The organism is Scleromatobacter humisilvae (genome assembly GCF_023231945.1).
Classification (GTDB): Bacteria; Pseudomonadota; Gammaproteobacteria; order Burkholderiales; family Burkholderiaceae_C; genus Scleromatobacter; species Scleromatobacter humisilvae.
Window position 1 is genome coordinate 820,185 of record NZ_JAJLJH010000002.1, and the last position, 22,076, is coordinate 842,260.

A 22,076-nucleotide genomic window follows, 5' to 3' on the forward strand; every position below is an offset into this window, starting at 1 on the left:
TATCGGTCTATCTTGAATTCGGGAAACCGCCCGCGGCTGGGAGCCTTGGGCGAAGGAAGACGGTGCCCGGAAAAGTCGGGCGAATCGTCAATTATGCGTTGCGCAGCTCCGCGGCCCAGGCCGCGACGTCGGACAGGGGGCGTTCGACCTGCTCCGCCTCCCCGCCGCGCAGCGGTTTCAGACCCACGACACCGCGTGCAAGTTCCTCGCCGGCGAACACCAGCGCGAAGCGCGCGCCGCTGGCGTTGGCCTTCTTGAACTGCGCCTTGAGGCTGGGCAGGCCCTCGGGACCGGCCGCATGCTGCAGCACCGACACGCCCGCCGCGCGCAAGGCCTCGGCCGCGACCATCGCCGGCACGCGGGCCTCGTCGCCACCGACCACGGCATAGGCGTCCGGCGCCTGGTCCGGCGGCACGACGCCCACGGCCTCCAGCAGCAGCAGCAGGCGCTCGATGCCCAGGCCCCAGCCCACGGCCGGCGCCGGCTTGCCACCGAGTTGCTCGATCAGGCCGTCGTAGCGGCCGCCGCCGCACACGGTGCCCTGCGAACCGAGCTGCTCGGTGATCCACTCGAAGACGGTCAGGTTGTAGTAGTCGAGGCCGCGCACCAGGCGCGGGTTGATGCGGTACTCGAGGCCGACGGCGTCCAGCACCGCGCGCACGGCGTCGAAGTGCGCCATCGTCTCAGGCCCGAGGAACGCCATCAGCTTCGGCGCCGCGTCGATCATCGCCTGCATCGCCGGGTTCTTGCTGTCCAGGATGCGCAGCGGGTTTGTCTTCAGGCGGCGCTGCGAATCCTCGTCCAGCAGCGCGGCGTTGGCCTCGAAATAACCGACGAGTGCAGCGCGATGCGCGGCGCGCTCGGCCGGCTGGCCCAGGCTGTTGATCTCGAGGCGGATGTGCTCGCCTTCCTTCAGGCCCAGCTCGCGCAGCAGCGTGCGCGTCAGCAGGATCTGCTCGGCGTCGGTGTCCGGCCCGGCGAAGCCGAGGGCCTCGACATCGAGCTGGTGGAACTGGCGATAACGGCCCTTCTGCGGGCGCTCGTGGCGAAACAGCGGGCCCGTCGACCACAGCCGCAGCGGGCCGTTGTACAACGCGTTGTGCTCGATCACGGCGCGCACGATGCCGGCGGTGAACTCGGGGCGCAACGTGAGCTTGTCGCCGTTCATGGTGTCCTCGAAGGAATACATCTCCTTCTCGACGATGTCGGTCACCTCGCCGATGCCGCGCACGAACAGCGACGTCGGCTCGACGATCGGCGTCATCAGGTTCTGGTAGCCGTAGCGCTGCAGCACGTTGCGCGCGGTCTGCTCGAACCACTGCCACAGGTTGGACGTGGGCAGCGTCTCGCTCGCCTTGCGCGGGACGGACGCCGGGAAGATGTCGTTCATGCCTTTGACGGCACGCAGGATTTCAGCCATGAGCAATACGGAACAGTGCGGCCCGTCGTGCGGCCGCGAATGATTGGAAGGGGAACGTCGGGCGAGGCTGCGGCAGCCTCAATGCGCGGCCGTCACGGCGCCATACCGGCGTTCGATATATTGCTCGACGATGGCCCGGAACTCGCCGGCGATGTTGTCGCCGCGCAGCGTCAGCACGCGTTCGCCGTCGATGTAGACGGGCGCGGACGGCGCCTCGCCGGTGCCGGGCAGGCTGATGCCGATGTCGGCGTGCTTGCTCTCGCCGGGGCCGTTGACGATGCAGCCCATCACGGCCACCTTCATGCCCTCGACGCCCGGGAAGCGGTCGCGCCACACGGGCATCTGCGACCGCAGGAAGTCGTCGATCTGCTTGGTGAGATCCTGGAACACCGTACTGGTGGTGCGACCGCAGCCCGGGCAGGCCGTGACGCTCGGGTTGAAGTGGCGCAGGCCCAGCGACTGCAGGATCTCGAGCGCCACCACCACCTCCTGCGTGCGCGCCTCGCCCGGCTGCGGCGTGAGCGAGACGCGGATCGTGTCGCCGATGCCTTCCTGCAGCAGCACCGACAGCGCCGCCGCCGAGGCCACCGTGCCCTTGGCGCCCATGCCGGCCTCGGTCAGGCCCAGGTGCAGCGCGTAGTCCGTCCGCTTCGAAAGGCCGCGGTAGACCGAGATGAGGTCCTGCACCGCGCTCATCTTGCAGCTGAGCAGGATCTGGTTCGGATCCAGCCCGACGTCGCGCGCCGCCTGGGCCGATTCGATGGCCGAGCGCACCAGCGCCTCGTACATGATCTGCTTGAGCTCCCACGGCTTCGAACGCTTCGCGTTGGCGTCCATCAGCGACTTGAGCAGCTCCTGGTCGAGGCTGCCCCAGTTGACGCCGATGCGCACCGGCTTGTCGTACTTGCACGCGACCTCGACCATCTGCGCGAACTGGCGATCGCCCTTCTCGCCGCGCCCGACGTTGCCCGGGTTGATGCGGTACTTCGACAGCGCCTCGGCGCAGGCCGGGTACTCGGTCAGCAGGCGGTGGCCGTTGTAGTGGAAGTCGCCCACCAACGGCACGTTGATGTTCATCCGGTCGAGCTGTTCGCGGATGTGCGGCACGGCGGCGGCGGCCTCGGGCGTGTTGACCGTGATGCGCACCAGCTCGGATCCGGCCAGCGCGAGTTCCTTGACCTGGATCGCCGTCTCGATGACCTGCACCGTGTCGGTGTTGGTCATCGACTGCACGCGCACCGGCGCGTCGCCGCCGACAGTGACGACGTGATCGCCCCACGCCACGCGGGCCTGGCGCGTGCGGCGCGCGGCGGGCGCCGCCTCGGCGATGGGCTCGCCGTCCAGCAGGGAGCCGGCGTCGGAAATGGGCAGGGTCAGGTCGTTCATGGCTTGCAGCTCGTCTGGAGGGTCACTTCAGCTCGAGGCGGGCGACGTTGTCGCGCGTCCAGGGCGTCAGGTCCACATTGTCGCCGCGCAGCTTCAGGTGCGTGCCACGGGCATTGCCGATCTTTACGCGCATGGGCAAGGCGCCGTCCAGGCCCACCGACTCGCCGGCGACGACGACGCGCGACAGCAGCGTGTGGCCCTGCGCGTCGACCACCTCGACCCACGAGTCGGCCGTCGCGATGACCTGCAACGGGATGCTGGGCGTGCCGGCCACGTGGGCCAGCACCTCGTCGACGCCCTGCGCGGCCGTGGCCGACGCAGCGGCGGGCGTCGGCGACACCGACGAGGCTGCCGAAGCCGCGGCCGGGGCCGGGGCCGACAAGACGGGCGCGAGCGTGGCAGCCGCCGCGGGCGCGACCGCGCTGGCCGCGGGCATCTCGACCGGCACGGCAACCGCGGGCACCGACGCCGACTCCGCCGGCGCGCTGGCTGCCGCGCCGCCCGCGAACTCGGCCTTGGCGCGCGCGATCCAGCTGCCCGGCACGAACAGCAGCGCCAGCGTCGCCAGGATCAGGATGCCCACGAAGATGATCACCGGCCGCATGCCCGCCGGCAGCTCGAAGCCGCCGCTGCCCTGGCCGTCGCGGAACGGCGTGTTGATGCCCTCGCTGACCCGCTCGAGCGTGTTGCGCTCGTGCTGCGGCAGCAGCGCCAGCACCGGCTTCGGATCGATCTTGAGCACGCGGCAGGCCGCCTGCGCGAGCGCACGCTCGAAGGTCGGGCCCTGCAGCTCCTCGTGGCGGCCCATCTCGAGCGCCTCGAGGCGGCGCAGCGGGATCTTGAGCATCGCGGCGAGCGAGGCGAGGTCGATGCCCTGCGCCTCGCGGGCGTCGCGGATCAGGCCGCCTGCGGTCGGCGGCCCGAGGCGGGACGGCGTCGGCTCGGGGTCGAGCCGGCTCGAAGCCCCGGCGGGCTCCGGCTCGGCTGGCATCGCGGCGCCCTCCGCGTCGGGATGCGAAAAAGAGGAAGGCTGCGTCGGTTCCGGCGTCAGCTCGTCAGTCATCGAATTTGCCTTTTTCGAACAACAACGCCTCCGGCGATTCCGCGAAGCGTTCGCGCAGTTGGGCTCCCATGGCCTTGACCTGCTCGCCCTGGCCGAGCTTGTGCTCGATCCGGGCGGCCAGCCAGAGCGACTGTGCGCTTGCCAGTTCTTGTCGGTTGTTGATGCGGCGGATGTAGAAGCGCGCGCGGTCGAACTGGGCTTCGCGGTACAGCACCTCGGACAGGTTGTACGCGATCGTCGGGTTGGCCGGATCCAGCTCGTACGCGCGCGACAGCGTGCGCTCGGCGTCCTGCATCTTGCCGGCACGCGCCTGGCAGACGCCTTCGACCAGCATCGTCCGCGGCGCGCCGCGGTAGTTCGGCTCGGCGATCGCGCGCTTGAACTGCGCGTCGGCATCGTCGAAGCGGCGCTGCTGGCACTCGTACCAGCCGTAGTTGTGCATCAGGTCGGCATCGTGCGGCGCGAGCTGCATCGCGCGGTGGAAGCTCTCGTCCGCCTTCTCGGAGTCGCCCAGCGCCGCGTAGATCAGCCCGCGCAGGCCGTAGGCGGCGGGCATGTCCGGCTTGGCGCCCAGCGCCTGCTTGACCTGGTCCAGCGCGTCGGCGGGCTGGTTGCGGCCGAGGTAGGCCTGCGCCAGCTCCATGCGCGTGTTGTACAGCCGGTCCGCATTGGTCTGGTCGGACGCCGTCTTGATGTCGTCGTCGTTGTTGGCGTGGTAGGGCGACTTCGGCGGCGCGCCGGTGGTCACGCATCCCGCGAGGACTGTGGCCATGCCTGCCGCCGCGAGCGCGGCCCTCATCCAACGCGACACTCTGGCTTGCCCGAAGACGAGATGCATGCGATGGTGGCTCACTGCTTGAGGGTGGGAGGGACGGCGGACGGGTTCGGAACGGAAGGCGCGGCGACGATCGGGATCGCCCGCGTCATGCGGCGCTGGGCATCGGTGCGATCCTGCACCTCGCCCGCGAGTTGACCACACGCGGCGTCGATGTCGTCGCCGCGCGTCTTGCGGATCGTCGTGACGAGGCCGGCCTCGAGCAGCACCTCGCCGAACGCCTGCACGCGCGCGTTGGACGAACGCGTCAGGCCCGACTCGGGGAACGGGTTGAACGGGATCAGGTTGAACTTGACCGGCAACCGGTTCTTGACCAGGTTGACGAGTTGCTTCGCCTGCGCGGGCGTGTCGTTGACGCCATCGAGCATGCAGTACTCCATCGTGATGAAGTCGCGCGGCGCGGCGTCGAGGTAGCGCTCGCAGGCCGACAGCAGTTCGTCGATCGGGTACTTCTTGTTGATCGGCACCAGCTGGTCGCGCAGCGCGTCGTCGGGCGCGTGCAGCGACACGGCCAGCGCGACCGGGCAGTCCTCGCGCAGGCGGTCGATCATCGGCACCACGCCGGAGGTGGACACCGTCACGCGCCGGCGCGACAGCCCGTAGCCGTGGTCGTCGAGCATCATCCGCAGCGCGGGCACCAGCTGCGAGTAGTTCTGCAGCGGCTCGCCCATGCCCATCATCACGACGTTGGAGATGGCGCGCTCGTTGGCGCCCAGGCCCAGCTTGGCCTTCATCTGGTGCTCGGCCTGCCACAGCTGGGCGATGATCTCGCCCGTCGTGAGGTTGCGGCTGAAGCCCTGGTGGCCGGTCGAACAGAAGCGGCAGCCGACGGCGCATCCGGCCTGCGACGAGATGCACAGCGTGGCGCGGTCGTCCTCGGGGATGTAGACCGTCTCGACCGCGTTGCCCTGGCCGACGTCGAACAGCCACTTGCGCGTGCCGTCGGCCGAGGTCTTGTCGGTGATCACGGACAGCGGGCGAACCTCGGCGACGCCGGCCAGCTTCGCGCGCAGCGAGCGCGCGAGGTCGGTCATGTCGTCGAAGCTGCCCACGCCGCGATGGTGGATCCAGCGGAACAGCTGGGTCGCGCGAAACGACTTCTCACCCACGCGTTCGCAATACGCCTTGAGGGCGGATTGGTCGAAGTCGAGCAGGTTGTCGAGAGGGGTCGTCATCGCGCTGGGTTCCATTTGGCCTCGCACGCGCGAGGCCGCACACGCTCAACGCGAGTGGATTTGCATGCCGGGGAAGAAGAACGCGATTTCGTTCGCGGCGGTCTCGGCAGCGTCCGAACCGTGGACGGCGTTGGCGTCGATCGAGTCGGCGAAGTCGGCGCGGATCGTGCCCTTCTCGGCCTTCTTCGGGTCGGTGGCGCCCATCAGGTCGCGGTTCTTCAGGATGGCGCCTTCGCCTTCCAGGACTTGCACGAACACCGGGCCGGAGATCATGAAGCTGACCAGGTCCTTGAAGAACGGACGCGCCTTGTGCACGGCGTAGAACGCTTCGGCGTCGGCTTGCGACAGCTGGGTCAGGCGGGCGGCGACGACCTTCAGGCCAGCGCCTTCGAAACGGGCGACGATCTGGCCGATGACGTTCTTGGCGACGGCGTCGGGCTTGATGATCGAGAGGGTGCGTTCAGTCATTTTGGTTTCTCCTGGAGGGCTGGAACTTGGGCAAAGCCCGGCATTTTAAACCGAGCACGTGACCGTTGATAAGGGAAAGGGCTCGAATCGCCCCCACTGCGTGAGAGCCGATCCGCGCCCGCGGGTTCAACGCCGGCCTCGGCCGCCGCCGCCGCCGCGGTTGTTGAGCTTCTTGATGAAGGTGTCGGCGCCGATGTAGCCGACGGCCGTCTTCAACGGATCCGGCTGCTTCTCGCCGCCGCCGCCGCCGCCGCCACCGCCGCCACCGCCACGCTTGCCGCCCTTGCCGTTGCGGCCGAACGGGTCGACCTTGCCGGACAGGCCGCGCTTGTCGTAGGTCTGCTGCAGCGGATTGGGGATCGGGCCGATCGGGCCGTCGCTGTCGTCGTCGTAGTCGACCACGATCGGACGCTCGCGCTGCTGGATCGCCCGGCGGTCGAAGGTCTGCTGCAGCGGATTCGGGATGTAGGCCGGGTCGCCCGCCTCGCGGATCGGCGCCGGGCTCTGCTCCTGGCGGCCGCCGCGGTCGCGACCACGGCTGTTGCGGTCGCCGCGGTCGCGTTGCTTGGGCTGCTGCTGGCCGCCGGCGTTGTTGCCGCGCGGGCCGTTGTCGGCACGCGGGCCGCGCTCGTTGCGCGGCTGCTGGCTGTTGCGTTGCCCGCCTTCGCGCGGGCCGCCTTCGCGCGGCGCGTTCTCGCGCGGCGCGCCCTCGCGGGCACCCTCCTCGCGCGGCTGCTGGTTGCGCTGCGGGTTGTCCGCGCCGGCCAGCTGGCGCAGGCGGCGCACGTCGTTCTCGTCGAGATCGACCCACACCGAGCGGCGCAGGCCCTTGGGCAGCACCACCGAGCCGTAGCGGATGCGGATCAGCCGGCTCACCGCCATGCCCACCGCGTCGAACAGCTTGCGCACCTCGCGGTTGCGGCCTTCGGTGATGACCACGCGATACCAGCGGTTGGCGCCTTCGCCGCCGCCGTCCTCGATCGACTTGAAATGCGCTTCCTGGCCGTCGATGGACACGCCCGTCAGCAGCTTCTCGCGCGAGTCGGTCTCGAGCGTGCCCAGCACGCGCACCGCATACTCGCGCTCGACGCCGAAGCGCGGGTGCATCAGCTTGTTGGCGAGATCACCGGAGTTGGTGAACAGCAGCAGGCCCTCGGTGTTGATGTCGAGGCGGCCGACCGACTGCCACTTGCCGTGCGCCAGGCGCGGCAGGCGGCGGAAGACGGTCGGGCGCTTTTCCGGATCGTCCATCGTGACCACTTCGCCCGCGGGCTTGTGGTACGCGATCACGCGCGCCGGCGGCGGCGCGATGCGCAGCTTGACGACGCGGCCGGCGACACGCACCTCGTCGCCGAACGAGATGCGCTGCCCGGTGTGGGCGACCTCGCCGTTGACGGTGACCTTGCCGTCGGTGATCAGCTGCTCCATGTCGCGCCGCGAGCCGATGCCCGACTGCGCGAGCACCTTGTGCAGCTTGGGCGCGTCCGGCTCGGCGGCCAGCACGCGCTTGGCGGGAATCGGGTTGACGCCCTCGACGATCTCGGCATCGATGTCGAAGTCGCCGGACAGCACGCCGGCGAAGGTGTCGGACACGTCGGCGCTGGCGAACTCGACGACCGCGCGCGGGCCTCGCTCGGGACGCGGCGGACGATCGCCGCGAGGCTGGCGCGGCTCGGCGCCGTCGGCGCCCTCCTCGCCCGCTTCAGCCTCGCCGCCTTCGCCGCCTTCGCCACCTTCGCCACCTTCGGCGCCCTCGGCACGCTGGCCGCCTTCGGCCGCCGCGTCGTCGGAACCACCCCGGCGGCCGCGGCGGCGGCGCCTGCTGCGCGAACGGCGACCTTCGCCCGGGCCCTCGCCGCGGTCTTCGCCGTCGCCACCCTCGGCGCCCTCGCCCGCGGCGCCGGCATCGGCGCCTTCGGAATCACCGCTCGGACGCGCATCGGCGGCCTCGGCCGGCGACGCGGATTCTTCCGCCGCTGCGGGACGACGCTCTGCGCGCGCACGCGGCGGACGCGGCTCGCGCACTTCGAGAACAGGCTCGATCGGGGCGACGGCCTCGACGGCCGGCGCGGGCGCCGGTTCGCCGGCAACCGCCTCGACGGGCTCGGCGGCCTTGCGCGCGCGCTTGCGCGGCGCCGCGGGCGCGGGGGCCTCGCTGTCGGCAGCCGGCGCTTGCGCGGCCGGAGCGGCCTCGGCAGCTGCCTCCGCCTTCACCGCGGTCTTGCGCGGCGCGCGGGGCTTCTTGACGGCGGGCGTCGTGCTCTCGGGCGCGTCTTCGGGCGTCACATCCGGGGTATCGGAACTCATTGCAGCGGACCTTGTTTCAGTGGTCTTCGGGAGATGCGGGCGACGCGGGCGGGTGCTCGTCGGCCGTGGTCGGGGACGCCGGGGACGGCGCGGGTTCGGGGGTGGGTTCGTGGCCGGCCAGTTGGGCAGCGTGGGCCTGGTCGGCGGCGATGGCCGCCGCGATGGCGTCGGCCTGGCGCGCCGCCTGGGCGGCCTCGGCATGGGCCAGCGTGGGCTCGGCCGGATGGACGGGCGCCGGCACCGCGGGCACGTCCGGCGCGTCCGGCACTTCGGCGGGCATCGCTGCCTCGTAGCCGAGGTCGCCGGCGTCGGCGTCAGGCAGGCTGTCGATGGCGTCGGACGGGACGGCCTCGGCCGCGACCTCCGCCGCCACGCCGTTCGCCGGCGCTTGGGGCGCCGCTGCGTCGGCATCGTTGGCGGCCTCGCCGCCTTCGGACCCGTCGTCCAGCGTCGGCGCCAGCTCCAGCGAGGCCTGCACCTCGCCCAGCAGGCTGGGTTGCAGGTCCGCCAGCGCGTCGGTCGGCGCCTGGCCGCCTTCGAGCGTGGGCAACTGATCGAGGCTGGCCAGGCCGAGGTCGTCGAGGAACTGGCGCGTGGTGGCGAACAGCGACGGCCGGCCCGGCGCGTCGCGGTGGCCGATCGCCTCGATCCAGCCGCGATCCTCGAGCTGCTTGATGATCTGGCTGCCGACCATGACGCCGCGGATGTCCTCGATGTCGCCGCGCGTCACCGGCTGGCGGTAGGCGATGATGGCCAGCGTCTCGAGCACGGCGCGCGAGTACTTCGGCGGCTTCTCGGGATGCAGGCGGTCGAGGAACTCGCGCAGCTCCGGCCGGCTTTGGAAGCGCCAGCCCGACGCAATCGACACCAGTTCGACGCCGCGGCCGTTCCAGTCGCGCACCAGCTCGTCGAGCATGGAGCGCAGCGTGTCCGTGCCGATCTGGTCATCGAACAGGCTGCGCATGGCACGCAGCGGCAGCGGCTGACTGGCACAGATCAGCGCGGTTTCAAGAACGCGCTTGGCATCCTGAGTATTCATCGATGAATTAGCGGGTGTCCGCCTGCATCAGCAGGCCAAGGGGGCCGGTATCGGCTGCGGCATGGCGACGCCCTCATTCGAGGCGGAGACCACCATGCACGGCCGCGTTTTCAGAGGAGAGATTCCAGTTTCAATCGGGGCCGGCGGGCTTGGATCAGCACTGCGCGCGGTTGGAAATCGCCCCATTCCTTGCCCCGGCCGGTGCGTCACCGGGCGCCTTCACGGCGGGTCACGCAGTCTCTGACTGGAGGAGGAATGGCCCATTGTAACCGCTTTGGTGCGTGGCGCCGGGAATATCTCTCGGCGGCGAAGTCCGGAGTTTCCCGGTTCACTCCTCGTCGCTGAAGTCCTCGAGAAGGTCGTCGCCGACGATGTGGGCCCAGGCGTGGCGGAAGTCGTCGGGCGGCGTGGCGTCGAACGAGAGCTTCTCGCCGGTGACCGGGTGCTTGAACGCGAGGTGCGCGGCGTGCAGCGCCTGGCGCGTCATGCCCAGCGCGGGGCGGCCGCCGTAGAGTTCGTCGGACACCAGCGGATGGCCGCGGAACGCCAGGTGCACGCGGATCTGGTGCGTGCGCCCCGTGTGCAGGGTGCAGCGCACCGCGCCGATGCCCTCGGCGTAGGCGACGAGGTCGATGTCGGTCCTGGCCCACTTGCCGCTGTTGACGACGGCCATGCGCACGCGCACCTTGGGGTCGCGCCCGACCGGCGCCTCGATCGAGTCCTGGTCCAGCTTGAGCCGGCCATGCACCAGCGCCAGGTACTTGCGGCTGACGACGCGCGAGGCGATGTCGCGCATGAGGCCGGTGACGGCTTCAAGCGTGCGCCCGACCACCATCAGGCCGGACGTGTCCTTGTCGAGCCGGTGCACGATGCCCGCGCGCGGCAGCGCCGCGGCCTTCGGGTCGCGGAACAGGATGCCGTTGAGCAGCGTGCCCGACCAGTTGCCCGCCGCGGGATGCACGACGAGGCCCACCGGCTTGTTGACGACCAGCACGTGCTCGTCCTCGTAGACGATGTCCAGCGGGATGTCCTCGGGCTTGAACGCCTGGTCCTGCGCCGGCTTGACCAGCTCGACCTGCACGCGCCAGCCCGCCTTCACCTTCGTCGAGGGCGTGGACGAAACTTTACCTTCGACCTGCACGCGGCCGTCGGCGATCAGCCCCTGCAGGTGGGCGCGCGAGAACTCGGGCGCGAGGGACGTCAGCAGCTTGTCCAGCCGCTCGCCGTGCTGGGCCAGCGTGACGGCGTGGCTGCGGATCTCGGACGCGTCGTCGTCGGGCTCGATCTCGTCGGGCCGCTGGTCCGTTTCGATGTCTGTGGGGGCACTGCTCATATAATTCCGGGGCTTCTTTCCAACATGTCCTGCGACCCAGCGCTGCAAGGCGCCTTGCCAATGACCTTCTCGATTGCCTTCCGCCGCCTCGTCACGCTCCTGGCGCCGATCTCCCTGGCCGCCGCACTGGCGGCCTGCGGCACGACCCAGGCCGAGAAGGACGCCGCCACGCCGGTGGAGAAGCTCTACGCCGACGCGATGGACGACGCCGAGGGCGCGAACTACGACCGCGCGATCAAGGCGCTCGACCGCATCGAAGGCAAGGCGGCGGGCTCCATTCTCGCCCAGCAGGCGCAACTCGAGCTCGCCTACCTGTACTGGAAGACGGCCGACAAGGTGCAGGCCCTGGCCACGATCGACCGCTTCATCAAGCTCCACCCGTCCAGCCCCGCGCTGGACTATGCGCTTTACCTGCGGGGCGTGATCAACTTCAACGACGACCTCGGCTGGCTGAGCACGTTCACCGGCCAGAACCTGGCCGAGCGCGACCAGGCCGCCGCGCGCGAGTCCTACCAGTCGTTCAAGCAGCTGTCCGAGCAGTTCCCCGACTCCAAGTACACGCCGGACGCGCGCATCCGCATGGACTTCACCGTCAACATGCTGGCCGAGTACGAAGTGCGCGTGGCCAACTACTACATGCGCCGGGGCGCCTACGTGGCCGCCGCCAATCGCGCCAAGGAGTCGGTGATCGAGTTCCCGCAGACGGCCTCGACGGCCGAGGCGCTGCACGTCATGGTGCTGTCCTACGACAAGCTGGGCCTGACGCAGCTGCGCGACGATGCCCAGCGCGTCCTCAACAAGAATTTCCCGGACAGCACGTTCTCCGACACCAAGCCCAAGTCGGCCTGGTGGAAGTTCTGGTGACATGACGGCCCCACGGTCGCTGGCGCTCCCTGCCCCCGAGGGGCCGGCCGCGAGCGGCCCGGCAGAGCCGGTTCCGCCGCTCCCTTGAACTTCTCTTGAAGGATCCGAGCGGCAGCGCCGGGAAGAATTCCGACGCCAGCAACCGCGCGTCGATTGGCTAGTCGTGGCTCAGCGCCAGCGTGCGCAGGAAATCGAGCGCCTGTCCGCCGTCGTCGAGCTGGCGCATCGGCGGCAGCGCGGCGAGCAGGCGGCCGCCGTAGCGCGCGGTGCGCAGGCGCGAGTCGCAGATCACCAGCAGGCCGCGGTCGGAGACGGTGCGGATCAGCCGCCCCGCGCCCTGCTTCAGCGACACCGCCGCCTCGGCCACGAAGCAGTCGTTGAACGCGTCGCGGCCCTGCGCCTGCAGGCGCTTGACGCGCGCCTCGATCAGCGGGTCGTTGGGCGGCGGGAACGGCAGCTTGTCGATCAGCACGCATTGCAGCGCGTCGCCGGGAACGTCGATGCCTTCCCAGAAGCTCTGCGAGCCCACCAGCACGCAGCCGCCGCGCGCGAAACGCTCCAGCATCGCGCGCTTGGGCAGCGTGCCCTGCACGAGGATCTCGAGCGACGCGCCCAGCTTCGTCAGCTCGGCCTGCAGCGCGTCGGCGGCCGAGCGCATCGCGCGCAACGTGGTCGTCAGCACGAAGGTGCGCCCGCGCAGCGCGGCGGCGCAGTGCGCGGCGGCGCGGCCGACGCTCTCGGCGTGGTGCGCGTCGGCCGGCGCGGCGAAGCGCGGCGGCACGTAGACGCAGGAGTTGGCCTCGTAGTCGAACGGGCTGTCGACGCGCAGCTTGCGCGCGTCCTCGAGGCCGGCGGGCTCGGAGAACCAGGTCAGCGCCGCGTCATCGCCGAGCGTCGCAGACGTGAAGATCCACGCGCGCGGCACCGCCTCGCGCTGCACGCTCAGCGGGCCGCCGATGTCCAGCGGCGACTCGACCAGGCGCGCCTGGTGCGTGGTGAGGTCGACCCAGCGCACCTGGCCCTCGGCCGCGCCGCCCTGGAAGCGCACGCACAGGCTGCGCAACGCGTCGGCGCGGCCACGCAGCTTGGTGAAGTCGGGGCCGATCTCCTGCAGCGGCTCCAGCGTTTCCACCAGCTGTGCGCAGTGGGACGCCAACGCCGCGAGCGCCTCGGGCAACAGCCCTTCGGCCTCAACCTGGTCCCACGGCCGCCGCGTGCTCCCGGTGCCGCCGCCCGTGGCGTGCGCGCGCGGGCCGCCCGCGGCCAGTCGCACCTCGCGCGCGAGCAGCTCCATGCGCGCCGCGAGCTCCGTCCACGGCGCGAGCCCGCGCGCCTGCTGCAGGCCGGCGCCGACGAGGTCGCGCGCGAGATCGATCGCCTGCCCCGTGGCCAGCGTCTGGCCGAGGAACTGCACGCCGATGTCGACCATCTGGTGCGCCTCGTCGAACACGGCGACGTCCACCGACGGCAGCAGCTCGGCCACCCCGCCCTCGCGCAACGCCATGTCGGCGAAGAACAGGTGGTGGTTGACGACGACGACGCCGGCCGCCATCGCCTCGCGGCGCGCCTTCATCACCGGGCAGACGGCGAACTTCGGGCACTCGCTGCCGAGGCAGTTCTCGCGCGTGGACGTCACCAGCGGGATGACTTCGGAGCGCTCGTCGAGACCTTCCAGTTCGCTGAGGTCGCCCGTCACGGTGGACTGCGCCCAGGTCTCGATGCGCGACAGCGCGCGGATCGCCATCCGGTCGGCGAAGCTCGCCTCGGTGCGCGCGCGTTCCATGCGATACGGGCACAGGTAGCTCGAGCGGCCCTTGAGCAACGCGGTCGACACCGGCACGCCCAGCGACTCGGTCAGGCGCGGCAGGTCGCGGTAGAAGAGCTGGTCCTGCAGGTTCTTCGTCGCCGTGCTGACCAGCGCACGGCGCCCGGCCAGCAGCACCGGCACGAGATAGGCGAAGGTCTTGCCGACGCCGGTGCCCGCCTCGACCACCAGTGTCGAGCGATCCTCGATCGCCTGCGCCACTGCGCCGGCCATCATCAGCTGGCCGCTGCGCTCCAGGTAGGCGTCGTCCTCGCGCGCCAGCGGGCCCTCGGCGGACAACGCGCGCAGCGTCGCCTGCACCAGCGCGGGCACATCGGGCGTGCCCGGGACGTCTTCGGTCTCAGGCTTTTGAGGGAGGGTCGAGTTCAGCTTCGAGGAGCGAGATCTGGTCCCGCAACATGAGACGGCGCTTCTTCAGTCGCTTGAGCGCCAGCTCGTCGATCGTGGCCTGCTCCCCGGCGGCGTCGATCAGCTGGTCGAGGTCGGCATGGGCCATCCGCAGCTCGATCAGGTGACGTTGTGGGGAATGCAGGGATTCATTCATGAGGCAAGCCCGGTGGCGGGTGCGATGACAGTTTATATTGACGGTCATGAACACGACCACGCAAGGCTTCCGCATTTCGGCCTCGACCGGCCTGCACAAGGGCGACCGCGCCTACCAGCAGGACCAGATCGAGCTGCTGGTGCACCCGCGTATACCCGGATGCGCGCTGGGCCTGGTCGCCGACGGCATGGGCGGCAAGAGCGGCGGGCGCACCGCGGCCGACCAGGTGGTGATGACGGCGCGCCAGGTGTTCGAGCGCTTCTCGCCCGCACGCGACGACCCCACCAAGATGCTGACCGACCTGATCGTCGAGTCGCACCTGATGATCAAGCTGACGGCCATCACCGCCGAGGAAGAGCCGCACAGCACGCTGGCCGCCTTCCTCGTGATGCCCAACCGCAACGCCTACACGGTGCACGCCGGCGACTCGCGCATCTACCACTTTCGCGGCGCGGAGCTGGTGCGCCGCACCAAGGATCACTCCTACGTGCAGCGCCTGATCGACGAGGGCCGCCTGACCGAGGAAAAGGCCAACACGCACCCGCAATCCAACCTGCTCACCGGCTGTCTGGGCACGCAGCAGGATCCGCCGGTCGAACTCAACCACATCGACTTCCTCGAGATCGGCGACTCGCTGATGGCCTGCAGCGACGGCCTGTGGCACTACCTCACCGCACGCGAGATCGGCGCCATCATCAACGCACTGTCGCCGCGCGAGGCCACGGAGATGCTGATCAGCAAGGCGCGGCAGCGCGCACGCGGATCCGGCGACAACCTGTCGCTGGTGCTCGTCAGAGTCGAGGCGATCACCTGACGAAGACGGCGCCGATCGGCGCCGTTTTTCATGGCGGCTAGAGCTTGATGTCCAGGCTGACGCGGAATGCGCGCGGCTCGCCCGGATGCACCGTCACGCCGTTCGGAACGACCGGCGCCGTGGGCGCGACGCGGTAGTCCTGCTCGTAGGCGATGTCGTAGAACTTGCGGTCGAACAGGTTGAGAACGTCCAGCTGCAGCGACACCCGCGGCGTCAGCTCGCGCCGCAGCAGCAGGTTGCTGACGATGGCCGACGGTGCGCGCAGCGCGTTGTCCTGCGACAGCGGATACGCGCCGATGAAGCGCGTGACCAGCCCCGCCGACCACGGCCCGAGCTGGTGCAGCGTGACGCCCAGCAGGCCGACGCGGCCGACCGCATTGCCGATGAAGTTGCCCGTCGCGCCGTTCGCGTTCGCGTCGGCGTAGCGCGCGTGCGTCCACGCCATGTCGGCGTCGACCAGCAGCCAGCGATTGAGCACCAGGTGGTTGTTCAGCTCGATGCCGTGGCGCTTGCTGGCGCCGTTGGCCTCGGTGTCGCCGGCGTCGGCGGCATAGACCAGCTCGGAGTCGCTGTCGAGGCGCCAGAACGCCAGCGAGGTCTGCAGGCCCGGCACGATCTCGCTGCGCAGGCCCAGCTCCTCGCCCTTGCTCGCGACCAGCGCCGGCACCGCGTCCGCCGTGCCCGCATTCGCGACGACGCCACGCGCGTCGTTGCTGTGGAAACCGCGTCCGGCGTTGGCGAAGAACTCGGTCTTCGCCCACGGCCCGAGGATCAGCGAGACCTTGGGCGACAGCTTGTTGCCCGACGCATGGCCGCCGTCGGCCGGCGCCTGCAGGGCCTTGACGCCCATGAAGACGTGGTCGTCGCGCAGGCCCAGCAACGTGCGCAGCCAGGACGTCCAGGTCGTCGTGTTCTGCACGTAGGCGGCGACCTCGGTCTCGCCGACATGGTCGTTGCTCACCGTCGCGAACGGGATACGGGCCTGCGTATGCAGCAGGCCGACGTCGATGTGGTCGCGGCGCACGGACACGCCGGCCTCGGTCGTCGAGTCGTTGCCGAACAGCGCATGCTGCCAGCCGCGCACCGCCTGGCCGCCGACGACGTTGCGCGCCTCCTTCTGCTCGAACTGGTCGCCGCGGGTCGTGTCGTCCTCGAAGTAGGTGAAGTTCGACCACAGCTTGAGCTTGTAATGCTCCGCCCAGGCCGACAAGTTCGTGTAGCCGCGGTCGTCGTGCGCGTGCCACTCGCCGCTGACGAACGCGCGCGTGCTGTTGCCACCGTCGGTCGGGTCGAGCGCGGAGAAGCGGCCCAGCGTGCCGTCCTGGATCAGGGACAGCGGCACCTGGTCGGTCGACGTCCAGTGGTTGGTGTAGTCCATCGCCGTGGCCGACCAGCCGCGGGCATGGTCGCCATCGCTGATCTTGACCAGCCCGTTGAACTTGCGGACGCCCTCCGGCGTCGTCCACGGGCCGTCGTCGCGCTGCACTTCGAGCGCGCCCAGCACGCGCGGGCCGCTCGCCAGCGACGTCGATCCGCCCAGCAGCATGCGGCGGTAGCCGTTCGATCCGGCGCTCAGGTTCAGCAGGCCCTGGTCGAGATGATCGACGAGCCGGATGCGCGCCGACCCCGCCGACGAGAAGTCGCCGTCCTCCGCGAAGTACGGGCCCTTGCGATAGTCGATCTTCTCGACCAGCTCCGGGATCAGGAAGTTGAGGTCGGTGTAGCCCTGGCCGTGCGCGTTGGTGGGCATGTTGATCGGCACGCCGTCGACCCAGGTCGCGAAGTCGGTGCCGTGGTCGAGGTTGTAGCCGCGCAGGAAATACTGGTTGGCCTTGCCGTCGCCCGAATGCTGCGTGACGACGAGGCCCGGCACGGTCTCGAGCACCTCGCCGGGGCGCAGCAGCGGCAGGTCGGTGAGGCGCTCGCCGCGCACGGTGCCCTGCGAGGCGGCGTCCGAGGTGCCGACGCCATTGGCGTAGTGGCCGTCGACCTCGACCCGCTGGACGCTCGCGACGAGCTCCGGCGCGCCCGCCGGAGAGGCCTGCGCGCACGCGAGGCCGCAGGCCAGGCTCAGCGCGGTCGCGATCAGCGGTTTGTCGGGGCGTCGTGTCATGGGATCCAGGAAAGCGGCGACGGCCAAGCATCGGACGCCTGCGAGGTATACGGGGACGGCACCGGCGCGGATGCAGCGCCTGCCCGACCTCCATGGCATGCCTCATGCATGCGGGCGGCAGTCTATAGTCGTGCAGCCTCATGAACACCGCCCACACGCTTTCGCAACTGCTCGGTTTCGCCGTCGTCGCCGGGGTGCTGGGCATGCGCCACGGCGTCGACGCCGACCATCTCGCGGCCATCGACGCGATGACGCGTTGCAACGCCGAGGCCCGGCCCGTGCTGGCGCGCCGCACCGGCCTGTGGTTCTCGCTCGGCCATGGCGCCGTGGTGATCGCGGTGGCCTTCGCGGTGGCGCTCGGCGCCCACGCCTGGACCACGCCCGGCTGGCTCGAGCCGTTCGGCGCCTGGGCCTCGATCGCGATGCTGGTGCTGCTCGGCACGCTCAACCTCGTGGCCTGGCGGCGCACGGCGCCCGGCGCGGCCGTCGCGCCCACGGGCTGGCGCAGCCGCCTGTTCGACCGCGCGCTGCGCGCGTGCAGCCGGCGCGCGGTCTTCGGCGTGGGCGTGCTGTTCGCCGCCTCGTTCGACACCGTCAGCCAGGCCGCGCTGATGGCGGCCACCGGCGCCGCGAGCCACGGGCTGGCGGCGGTGGCGCTGCTGGCCGGCGCGTTCGTCGTCGGCATGATCGTCACCGACGGGCTCAACGGCTGGTGGGTCGCGCGGTTGATCCAGCGCCCGGGCGCGGGCGCGGCGCGCGCGTCCCGCGTGATGTGCGTCGCGATCAGCGGCATCAGCCTGGGCACGGCGGCGCTCGGCGCCGCGGCGCAGATGTCGCCCGCGGTCGCGAGCTGGGCCGAGCTGCACGCGGCGCTGCTGGCGCTGGCCATCGTCGCGCTGGTCGGCGCGAGCTTCCTGGCCGGCCTGGCGCTGGCGCGCCGCGCGGCGCCGCTGACGATGGTCTGACCCAGGCGTTCAGGTCAGCCCGGTGTCGACGTCCCGCTTGTCGGTCTCGAGGTACTCCTGCGACTGCATCTCGCGCAGCCGCGAGATCGTGCGCGGGAACTCGTGCGCGAGCGGGCCGTCGGTGTACAGATCCTCGGGCGCCACCTCGGCCGAGATCACCAGCTTGACGCGGCGGTCGTAGAGCACGTCGATGAGCCACGTGAAGCGTCGCGCCTCGGCCGCCAGGCGCGGCGACATCTGCGGCACGTCCGACAGCATCAGCGTGTGGAACTGCGTGGCCAGCTCGAGGTAGTCGTTCATCGAGCGCGGGCCGCCGCACAGTTGCTTGAAGTCGAACCACACGACGCCGCCGGCGCGCCGGCGTGCGCGGATCTCGCGGTGCTCGATGTGCAGCAGCGGATCCTCGTCGCGCGCCTCGGCGAGCTGGTCGAAGGTGGCGGCCATGTCGGCATCGGCCTCCGGGCCCAGCGGGGTGTGGTACAGCTTGGCGTCGGTCAGCGTGCGGCGGCGGTAGTCGGTGCCGGCGTCGACGTTGATGACCTGCAATTTTTCGTTGAGCAGGGCGATCGCGGGCAGGATGCGCTCGCGGTTGAGGCCGTTCGGGTAGAGGTCGTCGGGCCTGAAGTTGGACGTGGTGACGAACGAGACGCGGTTGTCGAACAGCGACAGCAGCAGCCGGTACAGGATCATCGCGTCGGTGACGTCCGAGATGTGGAACTCGTCGAAGCAGATCAGCCGGTAGCGCAGCGAGATGCGGCGCCCGAGCTCCTGCAGCGGGTCGGCCATGCCCTTCAAGTCCTGCAGCTCGCGGTGCACCTCGCGCATGAACTCGTGGAAGTGCAGGCGGACCTTGCGCTTGAGCGGGACGGCCTGGAAGAAGCAGTCCATCAGGAAGCTCTTGCCGCGGCCCACGCCGCCGTACATGTAGACGCCGCGCGGGATCGGCGGCCGCACCAGGATCTTGGTGATCGCGTTGGAGCGGCGCGACTTGTACGCCACCCACTCGTCCTCGCAGCGCTGCAGCGCGGCGACGGCGTTGAGCTGCGCGTCGTCGGCCTTGAAGCCGCGCTCGGCCAGCGTTTGTTGATAGAGCTCGGTGACCGTGGGCATCTAGGCGTCTTCGAAAGCGGACATGACTGCGGGCCGCAACCTCATCGCTTGTGGCGAGAGGTCTTGGCCCGCATGGACTCCGGCCGTGACCGGGTTAGAAGTTCAGCGTGCGCTTGTCGATGGCCAGCGCGGCTTCCTTCGTGGCTTCGGACAACGACGGATGCGCATGACAGATGCGCGCGATGTCCTCGGCCGAGGCCTTGAACTCCATCGCGACGCAGGCCTCGGCGATCAGCTCCGAGACCATCGGGCCGATCATGTGCACGCCCAGGATCTCGTCGGTCTTCGCGTCCGCGAGGAACTTGACGAAGCCGGTCGTGTCGCCCAGCGCGCGCGCGCGTCCGTTCGCGAGGAACGGGAACTGGCCCGACTTGTACTCGCGGCCCTCGGCCTTGAGCGCCTGCTCGGTCTGGCCCACCCACGCGATCTCGGGGCTCGTGTAGATGACCCAGGGCACGGTGTTGAAGTTGACGTGGCCGTGCTGGCCGGCGATGCGTTCCGCGACCGCGACGCCCTCTTCCTCGGCCTTGTGCGCCAGCATCGGGCCGCGCACGACGTCGCCGATGGCCCAGACGTTGGGCAGGTTGGTCTTGCACTCGCCGTCGACCACGACCATGCCGCGCTCGTCCAGCTTCAGGCCGACGGCCTCGGGATTCAGGCCGATGGTGTTGGCGACGCGGCCGATCGAGACGATCAGCTTGTCGACCTCCAGCACCTGCTCGGCGCCCTTGCCGTCGGTGTACGAAACCTTCACACCGTCGCCGGAGGAGTCGACCTTCGTGACCTTGACGTTCAGCTCGATCGCCAGCTTCTGCTTGGTGAAGGCCTTGGCGGCCTCCTTGGCGATGGACTCGTCGGCCGCCGCCAGGAACGACGGCATGGCCTCGAGGATCTTCACGTCGGCGCCCAGGCGGCGCCACACCGAGCCCAGCTCCAGGCCGACCACGCCCGAGCCGATGACGCCCAGCTTCTTCGGCACGCCACCGATGCGCAGCGCGCCGTCGTTGGACAGGATCTTGTCCTCGTCGAACGGCGCGCCCGGCAGCGCGCGGGCGTTGGAGCCCGTCGCGACGATGATGTGCTTGCCCACGACGGATTCTTCCGCCGCACCCGCCACCTTCAGCTCGTAGCCGCCGTCCACCGCCTTCACGAAGCTCGCGCGGCCGTGGAAGAACGTCACCTTGTTCTTCTTGAACAGATACGCGATGCCGTCGTTGTTCTGCTTCACGACGGTGGCCTTGCGGGCCAGCATCCTGGGCACGTCGATCGCGAGGTCCTTCAGCGTGATGCCGTGGTCGCCGAACGCATGGCCGGCGTGCTCGAAGTGCTCGGACGACTGCAGCAGCGCCTTGGACGGAATGCAGCCGACGTTCGTGCAGGTGCCGCCGATGGCCGGGCCGCCCTTGTCGTTCTTCCACTCGTCCACGCAGGCCGTGTTGAAGCCCAGCTGCGCCGCGCGGATCGCCGCGATGTAGCCGCCGGGGCCGCCGCCGATGACGACGACGTCGAAGTTCTTGCTCATGTTGGTCGCGTCCTCAGATGTCGAACAGGAGACGCGAAGGATCCTCGAGGGCATCCTTCATCGCGACCAGGCCCAGCACGGCTTCGCGGCCGTCGATGATGCGGTGGTCGTACGACATCGCGAGGTAGTTCATCGGGCGGATGACGATCTGGCCGTCGACCACCACGGCGCGATCCTTGGTGGCGTGCACGCCCAGGATGGCCGACTGCGGCGGGTTGATGATGGGCGTCGACAGCATCGAGCCGAAGGTGCCGCCGTTCGAAATGGAGAACGTGCCGCCGGTCAGCTCGTCGAGCGACAGCTTGCCGTCCTTGGCCTTCTGGCCGAACTCGGCGATCTTCTTCTCGATCTCGGCGAACGTCATCTGGTCGGCGTTGCGCAGGATCGGCACGACCAGGCCGCGCGGCGAGCCGACGGCGATGCCGATGTCGAAGTAGCCGTGGTAGACGATGTCGTTGCCGTCGACCGAGGCGTTGATCACCGGGTAGCGCTTGAGCGCGGCGACCGCGGCCTTGACGAAGAAGCTCATGAAGCCGAGCTTGACGCCGTGTTCCTTCTCGAACTTCTCCTGGTACTTCTTGCGCAGCGCCATGACCGGGGCCATGTCGACTTCGTTGAAGGTGGTCAGGATCGCGTTCTGCGACTGCGACTGCAGCAGGCGCTCGGCGACGCGCGCGCGCAGGCGCGACATTGGCACGCGTTGCTCGGGGCGGTCGCCCATCTGCATCACGGGCGCGGCGACCGCGGGCAGCGCGGCCTTGGGCGCAGGCGCGGCCAGCGGTGCGGGTGCGGCCGGCTTCGTGCCGGCGGCGACGGCGCCGAGCACGTCGCCCTTGGTCACGCGGCCGTCCTTGCCGGTGCCGGCGACGTCGGACGTCTTCAGGTTGTTGTCGGCCAGCAGCTTGGCGGCGGCGGGCATCGCGATGTCGCCCTTGCCGCCGGCAGCAGAAGCGGCGGGCGCGGGCGCCGGCGCGGCGGCTTGGGCAGGCGCCGCAGCCGGGGCCGCGGCCGCGGCCGGAGCCGAGGCACCCGCGGTGGCGGCCGTGTCGATCTTGGCGATCAGCTGTTCGGCCGCGACGGTCGCGCCATCGGCCTGCGTGAGTTCGACGATCACGCCGGCGGACGGCGCCGGCACTTCGAGGACGACCTTGTCGGTCTCGACCTCGATCAGGATCTCATCGACGGCGACGGCGTCGCCGACCTTCTTCTTCCATTGCAGCAGGGTGGCTTCCGACACCGATTCCGACAGCTGCGGAACCTTGACTTCTACGATTGCCATGAATTTTCTCTTCT

At 70.0% G+C, this 22,076-nt stretch carries 18 protein-coding genes; 3 read left to right on the top strand and 15 right to left on the bottom strand.

All coding sequences use genetic code 11. From position 1 onward, the window contains the following. Positions 1-91: 91 nt before the first annotated feature. From hisS to LPC04_RS12940, 9 genes are all read right to left on the bottom strand, one after another. Positions 92-1,420 (bottom strand): histidine--tRNA ligase, encoded by a 1,329-nt coding sequence (gene hisS, locus LPC04_RS12900; protein WP_275682626.1) that lies wholly within the window; start codon positions 1,418-1,420, stop codon positions 92-94. 78 nt (positions 1,421-1,498) lie between these two features. After that, positions 1,499-2,806: a flavodoxin-dependent (E)-4-hydroxy-3-methylbut-2-enyl-diphosphate synthase gene (ispG, locus tag LPC04_RS12905; protein ID WP_275682627.1), complete on the bottom strand. Its 1,308-nt coding sequence runs from the start codon at positions 2,804-2,806 to the stop codon at positions 1,499-1,501. 22 nt (positions 2,807-2,828) lie between these two features. Beyond that, positions 2,829-3,797 carry a helix-turn-helix domain-containing protein gene (locus LPC04_RS12910; RefSeq protein WP_275682628.1) on the bottom strand — a complete coding sequence of 323 codons (969 nt, stop codon included), beginning with the start codon at positions 3,795-3,797 and terminating at the stop codon, positions 2,829-2,831. Between the two features lie 64 nt (positions 3,798-3,861). Further along, entirely contained in the window at positions 3,862-4,641 is a 780-nt protein-coding gene (gene pilW / locus LPC04_RS12915; RefSeq protein ID WP_275682629.1) for a type IV pilus biogenesis/stability protein PilW, read from the bottom strand. Between the two features lie 77 nt (positions 4,642-4,718). Then, a complete protein-coding gene (gene rlmN / locus LPC04_RS12920; protein ID WP_275682630.1) occupies positions 4,719-5,879 on the bottom strand; it encodes a dual-specificity RNA methyltransferase RlmN in 1,161 nt (386 codons plus the stop codon). A 45-nt stretch (positions 5,880-5,924) separates the two neighbouring features. Further along, positions 5,925-6,347 (bottom strand): nucleoside-diphosphate kinase, encoded by a 423-nt coding sequence (gene ndk, locus LPC04_RS12925; protein WP_275682631.1) that lies wholly within the window; start codon positions 6,345-6,347, stop codon positions 5,925-5,927. 126 nt (positions 6,348-6,473) lie between these two features. Further along, entirely contained in the window at positions 6,474-8,654 is a 2,181-nt protein-coding gene (locus LPC04_RS12930) for a pseudouridine synthase (protein ID WP_275682632.1), read from the bottom strand. 16 nt (positions 8,655-8,670) lie between these two features. Continuing rightward, positions 8,671-9,693: an SMC-Scp complex subunit ScpB gene (scpB, locus tag LPC04_RS12935; RefSeq protein ID WP_275682633.1), complete on the bottom strand. Its 1,023-nt coding sequence runs from the start codon at positions 9,691-9,693 to the stop codon at positions 8,671-8,673. A gap of 328 nt (positions 9,694-10,021) precedes the next feature. Further along, on the bottom strand, positions 10,022-11,026 hold the full coding sequence (locus tag LPC04_RS12940; protein WP_275682634.1) for an RluA family pseudouridine synthase: 1,005 nt from the start codon (positions 11,024-11,026) through the stop codon (positions 10,022-10,024). 60 nt (positions 11,027-11,086) lie between these two features. On the opposite strand from LPC04_RS12940, the gene LPC04_RS12945 reads away from it, so the two are divergent. Beyond that, positions 11,087-11,890 carry an outer membrane protein assembly factor BamD gene (locus LPC04_RS12945; RefSeq protein WP_275682635.1) on the top strand — a complete coding sequence of 268 codons (804 nt, stop codon included), beginning with the start codon at positions 11,087-11,089 and terminating at the stop codon, positions 11,888-11,890. 157 nt (positions 11,891-12,047) lie between these two features. Here LPC04_RS12945 and LPC04_RS12950 read toward each other — a convergent pair whose 3' ends face one another. Both LPC04_RS12950 and LPC04_RS12955 read right to left on the bottom strand, forming a co-directional pair. Continuing rightward, on the bottom strand, positions 12,048-14,027 hold the full coding sequence (locus tag LPC04_RS12950) for a DNA repair helicase YoaA (protein ID WP_338055442.1): 1,980 nt from the start codon (positions 14,025-14,027) through the stop codon (positions 12,048-12,050). Between the two features lie 28 nt (positions 14,028-14,055). Continuing rightward, entirely contained in the window at positions 14,056-14,259 is a 204-nt protein-coding gene (locus LPC04_RS12955; RefSeq protein ID WP_275682636.1) for a YdcH family protein, read from the bottom strand. A 46-nt stretch (positions 14,260-14,305) separates the two neighbouring features. Between LPC04_RS12955 and LPC04_RS12960 the strand changes: the two genes are divergently transcribed. After that, positions 14,306-15,073, top strand: a complete 768-nt coding sequence (locus LPC04_RS12960) for a PP2C family protein-serine/threonine phosphatase (protein WP_275682637.1) — start codon at positions 14,306-14,308, stop codon at positions 15,071-15,073. A 37-nt stretch (positions 15,074-15,110) separates the two neighbouring features. Here the strand turns inward: LPC04_RS12960 and LPC04_RS12965 are convergent, their stop codons facing one another. Next, positions 15,111-17,186, bottom strand: a complete 2,076-nt coding sequence (locus tag LPC04_RS12965) for a TonB-dependent receptor (RefSeq protein WP_275682638.1) — start codon at positions 17,184-17,186, stop codon at positions 15,111-15,113. 140 nt (positions 17,187-17,326) lie between these two features. Here LPC04_RS12965 and LPC04_RS12970 point away from each other — a divergent pair, with 140 nt between their 5' ends. After that, a complete protein-coding gene (locus LPC04_RS12970; RefSeq protein WP_275682639.1) occupies positions 17,327-18,151 on the top strand; it encodes a HoxN/HupN/NixA family nickel/cobalt transporter in 825 nt (274 codons plus the stop codon). 9 nt (positions 18,152-18,160) lie between these two features. Here the strand turns inward: LPC04_RS12970 and zapE are convergent, their stop codons facing one another. The 3 genes from zapE to odhB form a co-directional block, all read right to left on the bottom strand. Further along, positions 18,161-19,261, bottom strand: a complete 1,101-nt coding sequence (gene zapE, locus LPC04_RS12975; RefSeq protein ID WP_275682640.1) for a cell division protein ZapE — start codon at positions 19,259-19,261, stop codon at positions 18,161-18,163. Positions 19,262-19,355: 94 nt separating this feature from the next. Beyond that, complete coding sequence (lpdA, locus tag LPC04_RS12980) at positions 19,356-20,783, bottom strand: dihydrolipoyl dehydrogenase (protein WP_275682641.1); 1,428 nt, start codon at positions 20,781-20,783, stop codon at positions 19,356-19,358. 13 nt (positions 20,784-20,796) lie between these two features. After that, complete coding sequence (odhB, locus tag LPC04_RS12985; RefSeq protein WP_275682642.1) at positions 20,797-22,062, bottom strand: 2-oxoglutarate dehydrogenase complex dihydrolipoyllysine-residue succinyltransferase; 1,266 nt, start codon at positions 22,060-22,062, stop codon at positions 20,797-20,799. Between the last annotated feature and the right edge of the window lie 14 nt (positions 22,063-22,076).